The sequence below is a fragment of the Gordonia amicalis genome (assembly GCF_022059885.1).
In the GTDB taxonomy this organism is placed as follows: domain Bacteria; phylum Actinomycetota; class Actinomycetes; order Mycobacteriales; family Mycobacteriaceae; genus Gordonia; species Gordonia amicalis.
The window spans coordinates 2,216,199-2,232,876 of sequence record NZ_CP091855.1 but is presented as its reverse complement, the minus strand read 5'-3'; the positions used below and the strand labels follow the sequence as shown (position 1 = coordinate 2,232,876).

At 68.4% G+C, this 16,678-nt stretch carries 16 protein-coding genes and 1 pseudogene; 10 read left to right on the top strand and 7 right to left on the bottom strand.

Annotated elements, in window-relative coordinates; genetic code table 11:
• Nucleotides 1-29: 29 nt before the first annotated feature.
• A complete protein-coding gene (locus IHQ52_RS10280; protein WP_238064237.1) occupies nucleotides 30-1,835 on the top strand; it encodes an ABC-F family ATP-binding cassette domain-containing protein in 1,806 nt (601 codons plus the stop codon).
• On the opposite strand, the gene IHQ52_RS10275 is transcribed toward IHQ52_RS10280, so the two are convergent.
• Genes IHQ52_RS10275 through IHQ52_RS10265 form a run of 3 tightly spaced genes read right to left on the bottom strand, consistent with a single transcriptional unit; the run spans nucleotide 1,836 to nucleotide 4,691 of the window.
• Entirely contained in the window at nucleotides 1,836-2,981 is a 1,146-nt protein-coding gene (locus IHQ52_RS10275) for an alpha/beta fold hydrolase (protein WP_416486767.1), read from the bottom strand.
• A gap of 54 nt (nucleotides 2,982-3,035) precedes the next feature.
• A complete protein-coding gene (locus IHQ52_RS10270; RefSeq protein WP_006437066.1) occupies nucleotides 3,036-3,986 on the bottom strand; it encodes a 4-(cytidine 5'-diphospho)-2-C-methyl-D-erythritol kinase in 951 nt (316 codons plus the stop codon).
• A gap of 36 nt (nucleotides 3,987-4,022) precedes the next feature.
• Nucleotides 4,023-4,691, bottom strand: a complete 669-nt coding sequence (locus tag IHQ52_RS10265; protein ID WP_040004828.1) for an HAD family hydrolase — start codon at nucleotides 4,689-4,691, stop codon at nucleotides 4,023-4,025.
• Nucleotides 4,692-4,809: 118 nt separating this feature from the next.
• Between IHQ52_RS10265 and IHQ52_RS10260 the strand changes: the two genes are divergently transcribed.
• A complete protein-coding gene (locus IHQ52_RS10260; RefSeq protein ID WP_096273544.1) occupies nucleotides 4,810-5,802 on the top strand; it encodes an LLM class F420-dependent oxidoreductase in 993 nt (330 codons plus the stop codon).
• 40 nt (nucleotides 5,803-5,842) lie between these two features.
• Here IHQ52_RS10260 and rsmA read toward each other — a convergent pair whose 3' ends face one another.
• The 4 genes from rsmA to IHQ52_RS10240 form a co-directional block, all read right to left on the bottom strand.
• Nucleotides 5,843-6,745 (bottom strand): 16S rRNA (adenine(1518)-N(6)/adenine(1519)-N(6))-dimethyltransferase RsmA, encoded by a 903-nt coding sequence (gene rsmA, locus IHQ52_RS10255; protein WP_006437069.1) that lies wholly within the window; start codon nucleotides 6,743-6,745, stop codon nucleotides 5,843-5,845.
• Complete coding sequence (locus IHQ52_RS10250) at nucleotides 6,709-7,836, bottom strand: resuscitation-promoting factor (protein WP_238064236.1); 1,128 nt, start codon at nucleotides 7,834-7,836, stop codon at nucleotides 6,709-6,711. The genes rsmA and IHQ52_RS10250 overlap by 37 nt, the downstream gene beginning before the upstream one ends.
• Before the next feature lie 173 nt (nucleotides 7,837-8,009).
• Nucleotides 8,010-8,918, bottom strand: a complete 909-nt coding sequence (locus tag IHQ52_RS10245) for a TatD family hydrolase (protein ID WP_006437071.1) — start codon at nucleotides 8,916-8,918, stop codon at nucleotides 8,010-8,012.
• A gap of 41 nt (nucleotides 8,919-8,959) precedes the next feature.
• The gene (locus tag IHQ52_RS10240; protein WP_096273539.1) at nucleotides 8,960-9,799 is read right to left on the bottom strand and encodes a PhzF family phenazine biosynthesis protein; all 840 of its coding nucleotides are present in this window, start codon (nucleotides 9,797-9,799) and stop codon (nucleotides 8,960-8,962) included.
• A gap of 119 nt (nucleotides 9,800-9,918) precedes the next feature.
• Here IHQ52_RS10240 and IHQ52_RS10235 point away from each other — a divergent pair, with 119 nt between their 5' ends.
• The 8 genes and pseudogenes from IHQ52_RS10235 to IHQ52_RS10210 form a co-directional block, all read left to right on the top strand.
• Nucleotides 9,919-11,223 (top strand): ABC transporter permease, encoded by a 1,305-nt coding sequence (locus tag IHQ52_RS10235; protein ID WP_006437073.1) that lies wholly within the window; start codon nucleotides 9,919-9,921, stop codon nucleotides 11,221-11,223.
• 10 nt (nucleotides 11,224-11,233) lie between these two features.
• Nucleotides 11,234-12,346 (top strand): MCE family protein, encoded by a 1,113-nt coding sequence (locus IHQ52_RS10230; RefSeq protein WP_338029776.1) that lies wholly within the window; start codon nucleotides 11,234-11,236, stop codon nucleotides 12,344-12,346.
• On the top strand, nucleotides 12,285-12,530 hold the full coding sequence (locus IHQ52_RS23695) for a hypothetical protein (RefSeq protein ID WP_338029775.1): 246 nt from the start codon (nucleotides 12,285-12,287) through the stop codon (nucleotides 12,528-12,530). The genes IHQ52_RS10230 and IHQ52_RS23695 overlap by 62 nt, the downstream gene beginning before the upstream one ends.
• Nucleotides 12,527-13,414: an MlaD family protein gene (locus tag IHQ52_RS10225; protein WP_338029774.1), complete on the top strand. Its 888-nt coding sequence runs from the start codon at nucleotides 12,527-12,529 to the stop codon at nucleotides 13,412-13,414. The genes IHQ52_RS23695 and IHQ52_RS10225 overlap by 4 nt, the downstream gene beginning before the upstream one ends.
• Nucleotides 13,414-13,545, top strand: coding sequence for a hypothetical protein (locus tag IHQ52_RS23690; protein ID WP_338029773.1), 132 nt, complete (start codon nucleotides 13,414-13,416; stop codon nucleotides 13,543-13,545). The genes IHQ52_RS10225 and IHQ52_RS23690 overlap by 1 nt, the downstream gene beginning before the upstream one ends.
• A gap of 42 nt (nucleotides 13,546-13,587) precedes the next feature.
• On the top strand, nucleotides 13,588-14,631 hold the full coding sequence (locus IHQ52_RS10220) for an MCE family protein (RefSeq protein ID WP_096273535.1): 1,044 nt from the start codon (nucleotides 13,588-13,590) through the stop codon (nucleotides 14,629-14,631).
• Nucleotides 14,631-15,794 (top strand): MCE family protein, encoded by a 1,164-nt coding sequence (locus IHQ52_RS10215; RefSeq protein WP_238064235.1) that lies wholly within the window; start codon nucleotides 14,631-14,633, stop codon nucleotides 15,792-15,794. The genes IHQ52_RS10220 and IHQ52_RS10215 overlap by 1 nt, the downstream gene beginning before the upstream one ends.
• 99 nt (nucleotides 15,795-15,893) lie before the next feature.
• Nucleotides 15,894-16,643: pseudogene (locus IHQ52_RS10210) on the top strand (MCE family protein); the annotation flags it as partial.
• Between the last annotated feature and the right edge of the window lie 35 nt (nucleotides 16,644-16,678).

The following is a 16,678-nucleotide window of genomic DNA, read 5'->3' as shown; positions in this document are numbered from 1 at the left end:
TCCCGGACCCGGTCACTAACCTGGTCGGCGTGGCTCATCTTCTCGGCGCGGAAACCCTGGCTCTGGAATACCCGACGACCAAGGTCTTCGACTCGGTGTCCCTCGGCGTCAACGAGGGCGACCGTATCGGCATCGTCGGCCGCAACGGCGACGGCAAGTCGAGCCTGCTCGCCATGCTCGCCGGCCGCAAACAGCCCGATTCCGGTCGCGTCACGGTGCGTGGCGGAGTGCGTGTCGGTGTGCTCGACCAGGCCGACCGCTTCGACGACGACGAGACCGTCGGGCACGCCGTCGTCGGCGACCGGCCCGAACACGAATGGGCCGGGGACCCGCGCGTCCGGGATGTGATCGGCGGACTGCTCGGCGACGTGGAATGGACGGCCCCCACGGCTTCGCTGTCCGGTGGTCAGCGCCGCCGGGTGTCGCTGGCCCGGCTCCTCGCCGGCGAATACGACGTCCTCGCGCTCGACGAGCCGACCAACCACCTCGACGTCGAGGCCATCACCTGGCTCGCCGATCACCTCAAGCGCCGCTGGCCCGCCAACGCCGGCGGGCTGCTGGTCGTCACCCACGACCGGTGGTTCCTCGACGAGGTCTGCACCGTGACCTGGGAGGTCCACGATCGGATCGTGGAACCGTTCGAGGGCGGTTACGCCGCCTACATCCTGCAGCGCGTCGAGCGTGACCGGCAGGCCGCAACCATCGAGGCGCGCCGTCAGAACCTGGCCCGCAAGGAGCTCGCCTGGCTGCGCCGCGGTGCGCCCGCCCGCACCTCCAAACCCAAGTTCCGCATCGACGCGGCCAACGCCCTCATCGCCGACGTCCCGCCGGTCCGCGACACCGTCGCCCTGAAGTCGCTGGCCACCGCCCGCCTCGGCAAGGACGTCGTCGACCTGATCGACGTGTCGGTCTCCTACGGCGACCGCGACGTCCTCGACGGGGTCGAATGGCGCCTGGCCCCCGGCGAACGCACCGGCATCCTCGGTGTCAACGGCGCGGGCAAGTCGACCCTGCTCGGGCTCATCGCCGGCACCGTCGAGGCGACCGGCGGAAAGGTCAAGCGCGGCAAGACCGTCAAGGTCGCCACCCTCACCCAGCGGCTCGACGACCTCGACCGCTACCTCGACGACCCGGTGCGCGTGGTCATCTCACAACTGCAGACCACGTACACGTTCGGTGCGGGATCGAAGGCCCAGGAGCTCTCCCCGTCGCAGCTGCTCGAACGCCTCGGTTTCGACAGCGCCCAGCTCTCGACCCCGGTGCGCGACCTGTCCGGTGGTCAGAAGCGGCGTCTGCAACTACTGCTCATCCTGCTCGACGCCCCGAACGTGCTGATCCTCGACGAGCCGACCAACGACCTCGACACCGACATGCTCGCCGCCCTCGAGGATCTCCTGGACTCCTGGCCCGGCACCCTCATCGTCGTCTCACACGACCGGTACTTCCTCGAGCGCGTCACCGACCAGCAGTTCGCCGTGATGAACGGCAACCTCCGTCACCTGCCCGGCGGCGTGGACGAGTTCCTGAAACTTCGTGCGGCACAACAGAAGGCGACGGCTTCGGCGACCTCGTCGGGTTCCGGGGGGTCGTCGACCGCGACCACCGCCACGATCAGCGGCGCCGAACTGCGGGCGGCGAACAAGGAGCTGGCATCGCTGGAACGCCGGATCGACAAGCTGCACAGCAAGATCGACGATGCACGCACTTCTCTCGCCGACCACGACCAGGCCGACTACCAGGGCCTGACCGCCGAGACCGAACGGATCCGCGAGATGGAGTCCGAGCTCGCCGAACTCGAGGAACGCTGGATGGAGCTCGGCGAAACCATCGAGTGACTACCGCCCGAACGCCTCTCGGACGGCGGTCATGACGTCGGGCAGTGAGCCGTCGACGACGCTGCTGTGGTCGGCGCGCACGTAGGTCTTCAGGTCGACGTCAGTGCCGTCGCGGCTCATCGCCGACCGCAGTGAACGGCTCAGTGGATACGGCAGCACCGGGTCGAGGAGTCCGTGCGCGATGGTCACCTTCGCCGGGTAGCCGGAGGCCGGAACCTCGGCGTAGGCCCGCAGGGCGTCGCGGAACTTCTGGTCCTTCGTGAACGACGATGCGACAAGCGATCCCGGCGACACCGACCGCAGCGCGTCGACGACATCACCGTTGCAGCGGGCGCGCGACCGGTCCAGGAACCGCTTGCCGCTGTCGGTGAGGAAGTCCCCGACCCCGAGTTCGGGCTGCGAATGGTCCAGGCCTGCCAGGGTGTAGAGGAACGGGGCGCTCAGAACGTTGAGGGTGCCGAGTCCGGGTACGCGCGGTCCGAAGAGACCGAACAGGTTCTCCAGCGACGACACCGGAGCGATCGCGACCGCCCCCTTGACCGGCAATTCCGGAGCGTACGACGGTGCGCGGTGCGCCGCGTGCAGTGCCGCGTGTCCGCCCTGGGAGTGCCCGACCGACACCCAGGAGCCACCGAGGGCCGCGTCGACCGACCTGGCCGCGCGGATCATGTCGACGACCGAGTACGCCGCGGCCGCGCCGCCGAGATAGTCGGTCTCCCCAGCGGATCCGAGTCCGGCGTAGTCGGTGGCCGTCACCGCGTAGCCGGCTTCCAGCGCGGCCCGCACGGGTGCTTCGACCCCGTCACCCAACCGATGCTTCGTGGGTGCGCACTCGTCGGCGATGCCGACGGTCCCATGCGCCCAGGACACCACCGGCCATCCGCCGGGCGGCGGTGTGCCGCGCGGGACCCAGTAGACGCCGCTCGCCATCGCCGGGCGTCCACGCTGGTCCCGCGTGGCGTAGGTCAGCCGGGTACCGGCGGCCGCGGCCGACGGTAGCTGGTCGTCGGGAACGTCGCGGGTGGTGAACACGAATCCGTTGTCGGGGGCCGCGGCTGTCGACGGCGGCGTCGACGTGAGCGACCCGATGCCGACGAGCACGGCGACGGCGGATGTCAGCACGGCGGTCAGTGGTCTGCGGAGCACCCGCACAACTGTAGTGACCTCCGAGAAATGCGAGGTCAGCGCAACGCGATGGCCTCAGTCGGTGCCCAGGATGCGGGTTCCCGGTGCAGGACCGCTCGCGGTGCGGACCACGCGGGCGACACCGGCTCCCGACAGTTCGGCGGCCACGTTCACCGCGGACTGCTCGTCCGCGCACAGGAACGCACACGTCGGACCCGACCCCGACACGATCCCCTTGAGGGCTCCCGCATCCACCCCGGCCCGGAGGGTGCGGCGCAGCGTCGGCTGCAGGCTGAGGGCGGCGGGCTGGAGATCGTTGTGCAGCAACGGCGCCACCGCGCGGGGGCTACCCGACGCGAGCGCCTGCATGAGATCGTCGGGGCGACGCAGGAAGTCGCTGTCGTCATCGGTCTCGTCGGAACGACTCTCCCGCAGTCGGTCCAGTTCCCGGTACACCGCCGGCGTCGACAGGCCTTCTCGCGCAAGGGCGAGCACCCAGTGGAACTCGCCTCGGGAGAGCACCTGCATCAGCTGCTCACCGCGTCCGGTGCCCAGCGCGGTGTTGCCGTGGAGCGCGAACGGGACGTCGCTCCCGAGGTCGGCGGCGATCTCGGCGAGGTCGTCACGCGAGATGTCGAGCTTCCACAGATGCGCGAGCGCCACGAGCGCTCCGGCGGCGTCGGCGCTGCCGCCGGCCATGCCGCCGGCGACCGGGATCGTCTTCTCGATCTCGATGGCGACGTGTGCCGAACGGTCCGCCCACTCGGCCAGCGCTTGCGCCGCGCGGGCCGCGAGATTGGAGGCATCGGCGGGTACCGAACCGGCGCCCTCACCGCGCACGGCGACGGTCAGCTCGTGGGCGCGCGCGACCCGGACGTCGTCGTGCAGCGAGAGCGCCTGGAAGACGGTGACCAGATCGTGGTACCCGTCAGCCCGGCGCGGGCCCACACCCAGGTGGAGGTTCACCTTCGACGGGGCACGCGCGGTGACGGAATCGGTTACCACCGACAGCGACGTTCGCGACACAGTGATTCAGACTAGTCGGCCGCTTCGCAGATGCGCTCAGGGCCGCCACCCGCGGCGCGACAGTTCGCCCACGTGGTCGACGACGAGTACCGCCCCCGCGTCGCGTAACTCGGCTTCGGCGAAACCACCGGACCGGACCGCGACGCACTCGGCGGGGAGCCGATGCGCGGACGCGACGTCCCACACCGTGTCTCCGACGACGACCGCCCGGCCACCCCCCGCCTGCGTCAGGGCGACCTCCAGGATGTCGGGTGCCGGCTTCGAATCGTCCGCGTCGTCCGACGAGGTGACCGCGGCCAGATCGTCGTGACCGAACCCCAGCACTTTCAGTGCGGCGTCGGTGAATTCGGCCTTGCCCGACGATGCGAGCGCCACCCGGTATCCCGCGTCGAGCAGACCTCGGACGAAGTCGACGGCCCCGGGCAACGGCCGCAGGTCGGGCACCAGTTCGCGGTAGTGACCCTCCCAGTCGTCGCGGAGGGTGTCGCCCAGCGACTCCTCGACCTCGTCGCCGCAGATCTCGCCGACGAGCCGGTCGCCGCCCATTCCGATGGCACGGTGGACCTTCCACCACTGCGGGGTGAGGTCGTGCGCGGTGAAGGCCCGCATCCAGGCGAGTGCGTGGAGATAGGTCGAGTCGATCAGGGTCCCGTCGACGTCGAGCAAAACGGTGTCGACTGGAGCTCCGGCGTCTGCGTCGGGCATCTGCACCTTCTTTCCTGGTCGGTTGACGCGTGGTGAGGCGGTCCGTTTACCCGCACGGCTCGCGGGCTACACCGAAGCGACCGATCCCGGCCCACGAAAGACGTGCAGAGGAGTTCTGATGACACCCCGATTCGGGTACACCTTGATGACCGAGCAGGCCGGCCCCAAGGATCTGGTCCGCTACGCCATCGGCGCCGAGGGCGCCGGCTTCGACTTCGAGGTGTGCAGCGACCATTACTTCCCGTGGCTGTCCGCCCAGGGCCACGCCCCCTACGCGTGGTCGGTCCTGGGTGCGGTGGCACACGCGACCGAGCGCGTCGAGCTGATGACCTATGTGACCTGCCCGACGATCCGCTATCACCCGGCCGTCATTGCGCAGAAGGCCGCGACCCTGCAGATCCTCGCCGACGGTCGCTTCACCCTCGGACTGGGTTCGGGGGAGAACCTCAACGAGCACGTCGTCGGCATGGGCTGGCCTGCGGTCGCCGATCGCCAGGACATGCTCGCCGAGGCCATCGAGATCATCCGCACATTGCACACCGGCGAACTCGTCGACTTCCGCGGCGAGTTCTTCCAGGTCGACGCCGCGCGCGTCTGGGACCTCCCCGACCAGCCGGTGCCGATCGGCGTCGCCGTGGCCGGCGAGTCCGGTATCGACACGTTCGGCCCGCTGGCCGATCATCTGATCGCCGTGGAACCCGACCCGGACCTGATCTCGGCGTGGAACGCCCAGGCCGCCACCTCGACGATCGACGGCAAGGGCACCCGCGCCATCGGTCAGATCCCGATCAGCTGGGGCCCCGACCGCGATGCCGCCGTCGAACGTGCCCACGACCAGTTCCGCTGGTTCGCAGGCGGCTGGGATGTCAACGCCGATCTCCGGACCACCGCGGGCTTCGCCGCCGCGACCCAGTACGTCACCCCGGACGATGTCGCGGGCAACATCCCGTGCGGCCCCGACCTCGACCAGATCGTCGAGGCCGTGAAACCGTTCTGGAAGGCCGGATTCACCGACATCGCGCTCGTGCAGATCGGCGGCGAGACGCAGGACGAATTCCTGCGCGACGCCGCACCGGAGCTCCTGGAGAGACTACGGGCGGCGTCGAGCTGAGAATGTCGCACTGAAATCCCGGGCGGCCCAGCGGTTCCGATCAGACGGTGCGGGCCAGCCGCACGAAGTCGTCGACGTCGAGTTTCTCGCCACGGATACCCGGGTCGATGCCGGCGGCGCGCAACCGTCGTTCGGCCTCCGCCGGGGAACCCGCCCAGCCGGCCAGTGCCGACCGCATCGTCTTGCGGCGCTGGGCGAATGCTGCGTCGATCACCGCGAACACCGCCTGCCGGAACTCCGGGTCGGTGGGGTGGTCGTCGGTGCGCTCGATGCGCACGAGACCGGACTCGACCTTGGGTTCGGGCCAGAACACGTTGCGCCCCACCGCACCTGCGCGACTCACCCGGCCGTGATACCGGGCCTTCACACTCGGCACACCGTAGGTGCGGCTACCGGGCGGGGCGGCGAGCCGGTCGGCCACCTCTGCCTGGACCATCACCAGGGCGGTCGTGATCTCGGGGAACAGCCCGAGCAGATGCAGCAGTACCGGAACCGACACGTTGTACGGGAGATTGGCGACGAGCGCGGTCGGCACGACGGGCAGGTCGTCACGGGTGACCTGCAGTGCGTCGGCGAGCACGACGTCGAAGTTACTGCTCCGCGCCGGTGCGTACTCGGCGACCGTCTGCGGAATCCGTTGTGCAAGAACCGGATCGATCTCGATGGCAACGACCCGGCCGGCGGTCCCGAGCAGCGCGAGGGTCAGCGACCCCAGGCCGGGCCCGACCTCCAGGACCACGTCGTCGGCGCCGATCCCGGAAGCCGCGACGATGCGTCGGACGGTGTTGGCGTCGTGGACGAAGTTCTGTCCGAGCGTTTTGGTCGGCCGGACACCGACTTCGGCGGCGAGTTCGCGGATCTGCGCGGGTCCGAGGAGCCGCGGTGCGTCGCCTGGCGGGTCGTCGATCAGCGCAGGCCCAACTTGGACGTGCACGAGGGCCATGCGCCCCAGCCCTGGACGGCCTGGGTCTTCTTGGCGATCGCGATCTGCTCTTCGCGGGTGGCGAGGTCTGCGCGCGGCGCGTACTCGAGTCCGCCCCATCGTTCCCACGTGTTCTGGTCGAACTGCACGCCGCCGTAGAAACCGTTGCCGGTGTTGATGGCCCAGTTGCCGGTGGCCTCGCACTGGGCGAGGGCGTCCCACACCGAGCCCGGCGGCACGAACGGCGCGCCCGGCTTGGTGCCGATGCGGACGGTGGCGGCGACCGGCTCGGTGAGCACGTCACTCGTCAGCTTGTCGCGCTTGACCACCTTGCCGTTCACGGTGGTGACCTTATACGTCACGCGCGCCTCACCGGGAGTGCCCTTCTTCTCGACGACCTTGCGGTCACGGACGAGTGTCGGGTCTTCCTTCTTGATCTCCGGCGGGGCGACCGGCTCGTTGATGGTGACGTCCTCGGTCTTGATGCGCGTGACGATGACCTTCAGGTCGGGGGTCACCTCGGTGTCGGCAGCGGGGACGACCTTGTCCTCGGGCCCGAGGGGCGTTCCGAGGGCCTCGAGCAGTTCGCCGACGGTGTGGGCCGCGACCGTCGGCCGCTTCTTGGCCGGACCGTCGACGAGGTTCACCGGCTTGGGGAGCGCGACATCGATCTCGCCGCCGTCGACCGGCAGCTTGTCGGTGCCGAAGTCCGCCTGCTCGGCGGCATGGGTCAGTCCGCGTTCGGAGAGGAGCTGGTCCACGGTCGAGGCGTTGGTGATGACCGTCTCGCGCTTGCCCTCGACGTCGAGGGTCAGCTTCTTCAGACGGTTCACCGTGATGGTCTGTCCCTCGCCGAAACCGGAGTCGAGCGACGGGCTCACCTTGTCACCCCCGGCCGGTGCGAGGCCCTCGGATTCGAGCAGGCTCTCCACGGACATCGCCATCGTGGACACCTGACGGGTCTTGCCGTCGACATCGATGGTCACGGTCTTGTGCATCGCGACACCCATGACACCGCCGGCGGCGACGGTCGCGCAGACGGCTCCGACGGCCAGGCGGGCACGCAGGGAATCGGACCCGTTGATCTTCGAGAAGACCGACTTGGGTGACACTGAAGGAGGCAGAGAAGGCAAGGCACAACAATCTGGTCGGCAACAGGGCGCCGCCGCGACCAGAAGACCCATCCGCACTCCGGGATGCGTACGCACCTCGTCGTGAACCGCTGGTAGCCGGATGTAATCGCTCTGGCCGAGCGGGATCACAGTACGATAACGAACCGGCCAGATTATGGCAAAGGGATGTTGTAGGCGCGCCGCGCATTGGCGCCTAACAATCGCGCCATCTGCTCCTCGGACACCCCCCTGACCTCGGCGATCGCCCGTGCGGTGTACGGCAGGCAGTACGACTGATTCGGCTGGCCACGGTACGGATGCGGGGTCAGGAAAGGGGCGTCGGTCTCCACCAGGATCTGTTCGTCGGGCACCAGCTCCGCCGCGACCCGCAACTCCTCGGCATTGGCGAAGCTCACAGTTCCGGCAAAACTGAGGAAGTACCCACGGTCGACACACTCGCGGGCAACATTCCGGTCACCGGAGAAGCAATGCATGATCACGGTCTCCGGGGCGTCCTCGGCGGCCAGGATGTCGAGCAGATCCCGGTCGGCCTCGCGGTTGTGGATCATCAGCGGCTTGCCGACCCGCCTGGCGAGATCGATGTGCCAGCGGAACGTCTCGTGCTGCACCGCCGGCGACGCGCAGTCGTCGGACTTGCCGGGCCAGTAGTAGTCGAGGCCCGTCTCACCCACTGCGACGACCCGCGGATGACGGATCATCCGCTCGAGTTCGGCGGCCGTGTCGTCGTCGAGATCGCCCGCGTGCATCGGATGCAGCGCGACGGCCGCGTAGACCCGGTCGTCCCATTCAGCTGCCGCGACCGCCCAGCGGGCATCGACCATGTCGTCGGCGACGGTCACCACCTGATCGACCCCGACCGCCTGCGCACGGTCGAGGATGGCGTGTACCGACTCGGCGTCCCGTCCACCGCAGGCCGCCAGGTGGGTGTGGGCGTCCACGAGACCCGGCAGCGGAGCCGGATCGGGCGGCGGCTCGCGCCGACGACGCTTCTTGGCCGCCTTGTTGCTCAGGGTCTCCGACCCGGCGTTCCCGAGGGTCTCCGACCCGGCAGCGTCGCTCATGGCAAACACCCTGACACAGACCGGCGACACCACGCGCCCGGCTACAGCGCTACTGTGCCCTCGATCACGGTCGCGGTGTCGCCACCCACCCAGATGTCGTCACCGTCGTCGTGGATGTGGACGCGGCCGGCCCGTCCGATGGCCGCACCCTGCGCGGCGACATAACTCTCCGGCGCCTGTCCGGTCGCCCGGAGCCAGCTCGCGATCCCCGCGTTGAGGCTGCCGGTCACCGGATCCTCGGGTACACCGATACCCGGGACGAACGCCCGGACCTCGGCGAAGACATCTCCCGATCCGTAGAGCCCGAGCAGGCCGACCTTGTGGTCGCCGAGCGCGGGGATATCGGGACGGACCTCGAGCACCCGCTCCCCCGATCCCACCTGGATCACCATCCACTCCGGGCCGTTGTCGACCCACTCCGCGGCGCGAACCTCATCCCGGTCGACGCCGAGAGCAGCGATGACCTCTTCGACGACGCCGGGATCCACCGGACCCGACCGGCGCAACGGCGGTGCCGCGAAGGAGAGTCGCGGACCCGACCGCCGGATCCGGACCAGCCCGACGCCGCATTCCTGCACGACGTCCTCCCCCTTCGGTCGCCCGCCCGAGGTCAGCCACGCGTGCGCCGATCCCAGGGTCGGGTGGCCGGCGAACGGCAACTCCCCGTCGGGGGTGAAGATCCGCAGCTTGTAGTCGGCCGCCGGATCGGTGGGCGGCAGCACGAACGTGGTCTCCGACAGGTTGGTCCAGCGGGCGAAGGCGGCCATCCGATCCTCTGCGATGGGAGCGCCGGGACCACCCCCGTCGACGACGACCGCCACGGGGTTGCCCTCGGTACCGGTGGACGAGAACACATCGACCTGAGCGAAACGACGAGTCATCGCGCCATCTTCTCATCGCCGACCAGGAGAGACTGCCCGCCTCCCGGGGGCCGCTGCGCGACCTGGCCAACGAGGCCGGTCATACACTCGGGTTCGCGCTGCAGGCCATCGGAGCACTGGTGGTTGCGACGTTCCGCCGACGCCTGTCCATCGCCGAGACCCTGAACCAGACCGTCTTCATCGGCCGCGTCAGCACCGGACCGTCACTCCTGCTGATGATCCCGGTGGGCGTGTTCATCGCCGTCCCGGTCGGCGAACTCGCCGGACGCATCGGCGCCGGCGGTTACTCGGGCGCGGTCGTCGCGTTCATCATCGTCGGCCAGGCCTCCGCGCTCGTGTCGGCACTGATGATGGCCGGTGTCGCCGGCTCGGCCATCTGCACCGATCTCGGATCGCGCAAGATCCGTGAAGAGGTCGACGCCATGGAGGTCATGGGGCTCAACGTGATCGAGCGCCTCGTCGCACCCCGGCTCCTCGCCGCGATCATCGTCTCGCTGGTGCTGTGCTCGCTCATCACGGTCACCGGCGTCGGAGCCTGCTACCTGTACCACATCTACGTCCAGCACCTGCCCGCCGGCGCGTTCATGGCGACCTTCAGCCAGTACGGCCGGTTCTCGGACTTCGTGATGGCACTCGTGAAGGCGGCCACGTTCGCGCTGCTGTCCACGATCGTGGCCTGCTTCAAGGGATTACACGCACGCGGCGGCCCACGAGGAGTGGCCGACGCGGTGAACGAGGCGGTGACCTTCGGGTCGAAATCCCTTCTCTCCGGCGGAGGAACGCTCGGCATCGTGCTGGCCATGTCACTGGCGGCGGCGATGATGCTCGGCGTCGAGACCTACCGCGGACTGCAGCTGGTCGGCATGACCTCGCTGTCGGGCATGCTCTCGGCGATCGCCAACACCCGCGAACTCGCGCCCGTCGTCGTCGGAATCGCGTTGGCCGCCAAGGTCGGAACCGGATTCACCGCCCAGGTCGGCGCGATGCGCATCTCCGACGAGATCGCCGCGCTCGACTCGATGGCGATCCGGTCGATCCCCTTCCTCGCCACGACCCGCATGATCGCGGCGATGGTGTGCATCCTGCCGATCTACATGATCGGCCTGCTCGCGAGCTACATCGCCACGCGTCTCGTCGTGGTCTGGTTCAACGGCGAATCCTCGGGCGCCTTCGACTACTTCTTCCATCTCGCACTCACGCCGACCGACCTGCTCTACTCCGCGATCAAGGCGATCGTCTTCGCCGGTATCGTCGCGCTGGTCCACTGCTCCTACGGGTACTTCGCCTCCGGCGGACCCGAAGGCGTCGGCCAGGCGGCCGGACGCGCACTCCGCACGTCGATCCTGGCCATCGGGATCTTCGACGTGATCTTCACTTTCGGGTTGTGGGGCCTGGTCCCCGAGATCCCGGGAATGGGGATCTGACGTGTCGACCATGTTGCCGGGCAACCCCGTCTCCCGATTCGGTTACATCCTCCGCGCCCTGATCGCGGGCGCCCTCATCACCGCCTTCGCGGTGTGGATGGTGGCCCGCAGCGCCGGCACCCTCACCAGCGATCCCGAGGTGTTCGCCGAGGTGCCGGTCGAAGCCGGCCTCATCACCACCGGCGCGCCGGTCCGCTATCACGGCGTCACGGTCGGCGAGATCAGCGGCATCGACCCGGGCACCGTCTCGTCACAGGTGAACATCTCCATCGACGGCGGCGCCATCGACGCGATCCCGTCCACCGTCACCATGCGTGTCCTGCCGCGAACCTTCTTCGGCGACATCTACGTTCAGCTGACCGAACCGGAATCCGCGGCGGGCGCCGCACCGCTCTCCGACGGTGACGAGATCCAGATCGACACGTCGGCCGAGGCCACCAACCTCTACAGCATCTACACCAAACTCGCCGACGTCCTCGCCGAGGTCCAGCCCGAGAAGATGAACATCGCGCTCTCCGCGGTGGCCACCGCGATCGGCGACCGTGGCGGCGACCTCGGCGTGATGATCGACGACTGGTGGCAGGCGTCGCGCACACTCGAGACGACCGTCAACCAGTTCATCGACGCCACACCGAAATTCCGTGCCGTGATGGAGAGTCTCAAACGCTCCACCCCGGCGATCACCGAGACGCTCGCCAACACGACCAGCATCTCCCGCGGCATCCTCGAGAACCAGGACGACCTCGCGTCGTTCTTCACCGCCGCCTCCGGTTTCGCCGGCGCGGTCGACCCGTTCCTCGCCGCCCAGCGCAACAACATCATCACCGTGCTCGACTCCACCGGCACCATCCTCTCGACCGTCGCGGAGAACCCGTCGGGTGTCAGCAAGACGCTCGCCGAGGCCAAGAAGTTCGGTGCCGCCGGCGCGATGCTGTTCTCGAGCGGCCGTTTCGACATCACCGCGGTTCCCCACGTTCTCGCAGCCGATGCCGTACACGGCCGCCGACTGCCCGACCTACGGTTCGCTGCGCGGCTCGCAGTGCTTCGGCAAGGGAACCGGCATGGGCACCGGACCGGTCCGACCACCGGGCGCGCCCAACCCGAAGGTGCTCTCCCCTCGTGAACCCACCTACACCCCTTCCGGTTTCGTCGGTCCCCCGGTCATCGACGGGACGCGTGAGGCCCCGACGCTGAGCCGCCTGGAGTCCGAACTCGGCGCGACCCCGGCGAAGAGCACGGGACCCAACCCCGCCACCACGCTGATGCTCGGCCCGATGGTTCGCGGCCACGAGGTGAAGATGTCATGACCACTCTCTCGCTGAAGACGATCCTGAAAGCCGGATCGTTCGTCCTCATCGGCATCATCGCCGCGGTGCTCGTGAGCAACACGCTGCGTGTCCCGGTGCACGGTTCCACGACGACCTACCACATCCAGTTCACCGACGCCGAGGGTCTGGTCGAGGGCAACCCGGTGACCATGTCCGGCGTGCGGGTGGGCCGCGTCGAGTCGGTGGCCTTCCAGCCGCAGGACGACGGTTCGGCCCTGGCCGACGTCGCCGTCTCGATCTCCGACGACCATCAGCTGCCGCTGCAGGTTCACGCGGCGATCCGTTACGGGGACATGCTCGGTGCCCGCTACATCGCGCTGACCGACAGCGGTGCGGACGGCACCGCGCGCGACGGCACGAGGATCCCCGTCGAGGGGACGTCACCGCCGGTGAACCTCACCGCCCTGATGAACGGTTTCGAGCCGCTGTTCTCCGCGCTCGACGCCAACCAGGTCAACGATCTCGCACGTGGCTTCGTCGACACCTTCGAGGGGCGTTCGGGTTCGGTGCAGACGCTGCTCGGCCAGATCGCGTCGATGGGCAACAACCTCTCGGCGAACAGTGCGGTCTTCGCCCGGCTGGTGAGCAACCTCAACGTGCTGATGGGCACCGTCGACCGGCACAACCCGCAGCTGAACGAACTCTTCCGCGGATTGTCCGTCCTCACCTCGGCGGTGGTCGGCGACAACGGCCAGCTCGCCACACTCCTCGACAGCGGGGACCGCGCCGTGTCGGCGCTCGCCGACATGATGACCGTCGCGGGCGACGACTTCCGGAAGTCGATGGTCGGACTCAACAGGTCACGGCCAGTTGGGTTCCGAACACACCGGCCTTCACCGGGTTCCTGGACCGGCTTCCGGTGATGGCCGAGGAGATCAACAAGAGCGGACGATACGGGGGATTCATGATGCTCTACCTCTGCAACTTCACCTTGGGTGCCTTCGGCCTCGACGCCAACATCTTCGGCCCGCTTCATTCCCCGGTCTGCATGTGAGACAAGCCATGTCATCTCCCAGCTAGGTAGGAACCTAAGTCCGTGTTTCTGGTCAGGCTCATCGACGTCTTCGTCGGCATCTTGGAGTTCGTCTTCAAGTCCGACAAGCGCGCACAGGGTGCGTCACCCGCGGTCCTCGGCACGGCGGGCATCATCACCCTGGTCGCGCTGATGCTGATCGCGATCGGCATCCCCCAGCTGAGTTACTTCACCCGCACCAGCCCCTACACCGCAGAACTCGCCAACGCGTCGGGGCTGACGACGGCCGATCCGGTGCTGGTGGCGGGTGTCCCGGCCGGCCGGATCGAGTCGGTCGATCTCGCCGGAGACCGCGTACGCGTGGGTTTCCGGCTCGACAACGGTCAGCCGCTGGGCAACCAGACGCGCGCATCGGTCCGGCTCCGGACCGTGCTGGGCAAGCGTTACCTCGAGATCGTCCCGGCCGGATCGGGAAAGGTCGGTCCCGACAACACGATCCCGCTCGACCGCACCACGGTGCCCTACAGCCTCGACGACATCTCCGGCGCCGCGGTCACCGCCTCGCGTGACATCGACGAAGAGGCCGTGCGCGCGATGTTCGTGACCATGAAGGAGATCATGCCCCGCACCTCGACCCTGGACGCCTCGATGAAGGGCGCGACGGGCGCGATGGCCGCCATCACGGGAACGGGCACGCAGCTCGACCAGCTGCTCGCCATCTCCAAGCGGGTCGCCGAAGTGACCGTGCAGCAGAGTGATTCGATCTCGAGCGCGATGTCCAGCACGCAGGCGATCGTGCAGACCCTCGTCGTCCGGCGCGTCCTGCTGACCCGTCTGACCGACAACCTCCGCGCCGTGCTCGACCAGATGGCCACGACCTTCCCGAAGGTCCCGATGGGTCAGCTGGTCACCAACATCGAGTCGGTGACCAAGACACTGCGGGACAACGTGTCGTCGATCGACCGGATCCTGACGCAGCTGCCGCCGGCCATGCGCACGATCACCGATGCGACCGGCAACGGCAACTGGACCGACGTGGTGTCGCCGAGCGCGGTCATCCCCGACGGGATGCTCTGTGTCCTCGGCGTGATGCAGGGGTGCCGCTGATGACTTTCCGCCAGGTACGTGAGGTCCGCCCGCGCAAGCGCTACGGCGGCAAGATCTTCACCGCACTGCTTCTCGTGGTCGCGATCATCGTGGGCACGTGGTATGTGTTCGGCCGCGATCCGCAGATCCGCACCGTCCACGCCGATTTCGCGTTCGTCAACGGGCTGTACGAGGGGTCCAAGGTCACCGTCCTGGGTGTTCCGGTGGGACGTATCGAGAACGTCGAGCCCGCCGGGGACCATGTCAAGGTCACCGTGACCATGCCGGGAGACATCGATCTCCCCGACGACGTCTCGGCCTACGTGCTCAACCCGTCGGTGATCAGCGACCGTCACCTCGAACTCGGACCGGCCTACACCGGTGGGCCGCAGCTGCCCGACGGCGCGACCATCCCGCTCGAGCGCACCCACTCCCCGATCAGCTTCGACCAGCTCCTCGACAGCATCAGCGTGCTGACGAAGATCATGGGTCCCGCCGACGCCGCGCCCGGTGCGCCGGAAGATCCCAACGACATGGGTTCACTGCTCGCCGCCACCGCCAAGTCGTGGGACGGTCGCGGCACCGGTTTCGGGACGACGATGTCCGGGCTCGCCTCGGCGTCGGGGATCTTCGGCGCCCGCACCGAGGACCTGCAGGATCTGATCGACAGCCTCAACACGCTGATGCAGACCTTCCACGCCAAGCAGGTCTCGCTCGACGGCCTCATCGAGTCGATGGGTCTGCTGAGCAGCCAGTGGGCGTCGTCCAACCAGGACATCGCCGGGCCCGTCAACGATCTCAGGGTGGTCTTCGACCAGATCAACGACTTCGTCCTCGCCCACGGCAACGACGTCGGCGTCGTCGCGGAGAACCTGAAGGTCCTCGGCGACACCCTGGTCGACAACAAGGCCGGGCTGGCCGAGTTCATGGACCTCGCGCCGCTGATGATGCAGAACCTGTCGAGCACGATCGGTCCCGACCGCCGTGGCCGCATCCGCCTGAACGTCTCGACCACACTGACCCAGTTCAAGACGCTCAAGCCGCTGTGCGATCAGTTCCCGATGCCGCTGTGCACCGGCGCCGGACTCACCAACCCGATCTCGTTCCCGATCAGCGCGTCCGACCCGCTGGGCATCGTCTCGGCGATCACCGGCGGCAAGCTCCCCCCGAAGGGAGGGAACTGATGACTGTGCGTGCCAAGAAGATCCGGGTCACCACCGCGGCGATCGCGGTGACCGTCGGCCTGTCGAGCTGCTCGGTCGGGCTGCAGGACCTGCCGCTCGGTGCCGGCGGCCGCAACTCCCTTCGACGTGACCGCCGAACTCATCACCGCCGACGGCCTGGTGTCGGGCGCCGACGTCCGGCACGGCCAGCAGATCGTCGGACGGGTCACCGACATGCGCCTGGAGGAACGGCATGCGGAGATCACCATGACGATCGCCGACGGCACCGACCTCCCGGCGAACACGACGCTCAACGTCGAACTGCCGTCGGCGCTCGGAACGCCGTTCGTCCGCCTGTCCGAGCCCGCGGACCCGCAGGGCCGGCTCACCGAGGGGTCGCATCTCAGCCTGTCCGACACCGGTGTCGGACCGCAGATCGAGAGCACACTCGCCGCGCTCGGCAACATCCTCGGCGGCAGTGGCGTCAGCCAGCTCCAGTCGGTGATGTCGAGCCTCAACACCGCCTTCGAGAACCGCTCCGACAAGGTCGGCGACCTGATCGACACGCTGAACCGACTGCTCGCCCGGTCGTCGAGGTACACCGACGACTTCAACGCGGCGATGGCGGCGGCCGCGGATGTCAGCGAGCTCCTCGTCGCGCAGCAGCAGACCGTCGACGACTTCCTCGGTCAGGTCCCGCAGGCGGTGACCGTGCTCGCCGCACAGCGGGATCAGATCGCGAAGCTGATGTCGCAGACCACGCGACTGGCGACCAACGTCGCGGCGATCACGCGCGGCCGTCAGGAGACGCTCGACCACCTCGTCGGCGACGCCGAACAGATGGTGAAGTCCTTGTCCGCGTTCAACACCGAGGTCGGCTCGACCCTGGACAACATGAACGCGTT

Excerpts from the sequence above, each read along its gene's own strand:
- IHQ52_RS10265 (WP_040004828.1), bottom strand. The coding sequence starts at position 4,691 with ATGCCCGACGCAGACGCCGGAGCTCCAGTCGACACCGTTTTGCTCGAC.
- IHQ52_RS10260 (WP_096273544.1), top strand. The coding sequence starts at position 4,810 with ATGACACCCCGATTCGGGTACACCTTGATGACCGAGCAGGCCGGCCCC.
- rsmA (WP_006437069.1), bottom strand. The coding sequence starts at position 6,745 with ATGGCCCTCGTGCACGTCCAAGTTGGGCCTGCGCTGATCGACGACCCG.
- IHQ52_RS10245 (WP_006437071.1), bottom strand. The coding sequence starts at position 8,918 with ATGAGCGACGCTGCCGGGTCGGAGACCCTCGGGAACGCCGGGTCGGAG.
- IHQ52_RS10240 (WP_096273539.1), bottom strand. The coding sequence starts at position 9,799 with ATGACTCGTCGTTTCGCTCAGGTCGATGTGTTCTCGTCCACCGGTACC.
- IHQ52_RS10230 (WP_338029776.1), top strand. The coding sequence starts at position 11,234 with ATGTTGCCGGGCAACCCCGTCTCCCGATTCGGTTACATCCTCCGCGCC.
- IHQ52_RS23695 (WP_338029775.1), top strand. The coding sequence starts at position 12,285 with ATGGGCACCGGACCGGTCCGACCACCGGGCGCGCCCAACCCGAAGGTG.
- IHQ52_RS10225 (WP_338029774.1), top strand. The coding sequence starts at position 12,527 with ATGACCACTCTCTCGCTGAAGACGATCCTGAAAGCCGGATCGTTCGTC.
- IHQ52_RS23690 (WP_338029773.1), top strand. The coding sequence starts at position 13,414 with ATGGCCGAGGAGATCAACAAGAGCGGACGATACGGGGGATTCATGATG.
- IHQ52_RS10215 (WP_238064235.1), top strand. The coding sequence starts at position 14,631 with ATGACTTTCCGCCAGGTACGTGAGGTCCGCCCGCGCAAGCGCTACGGC.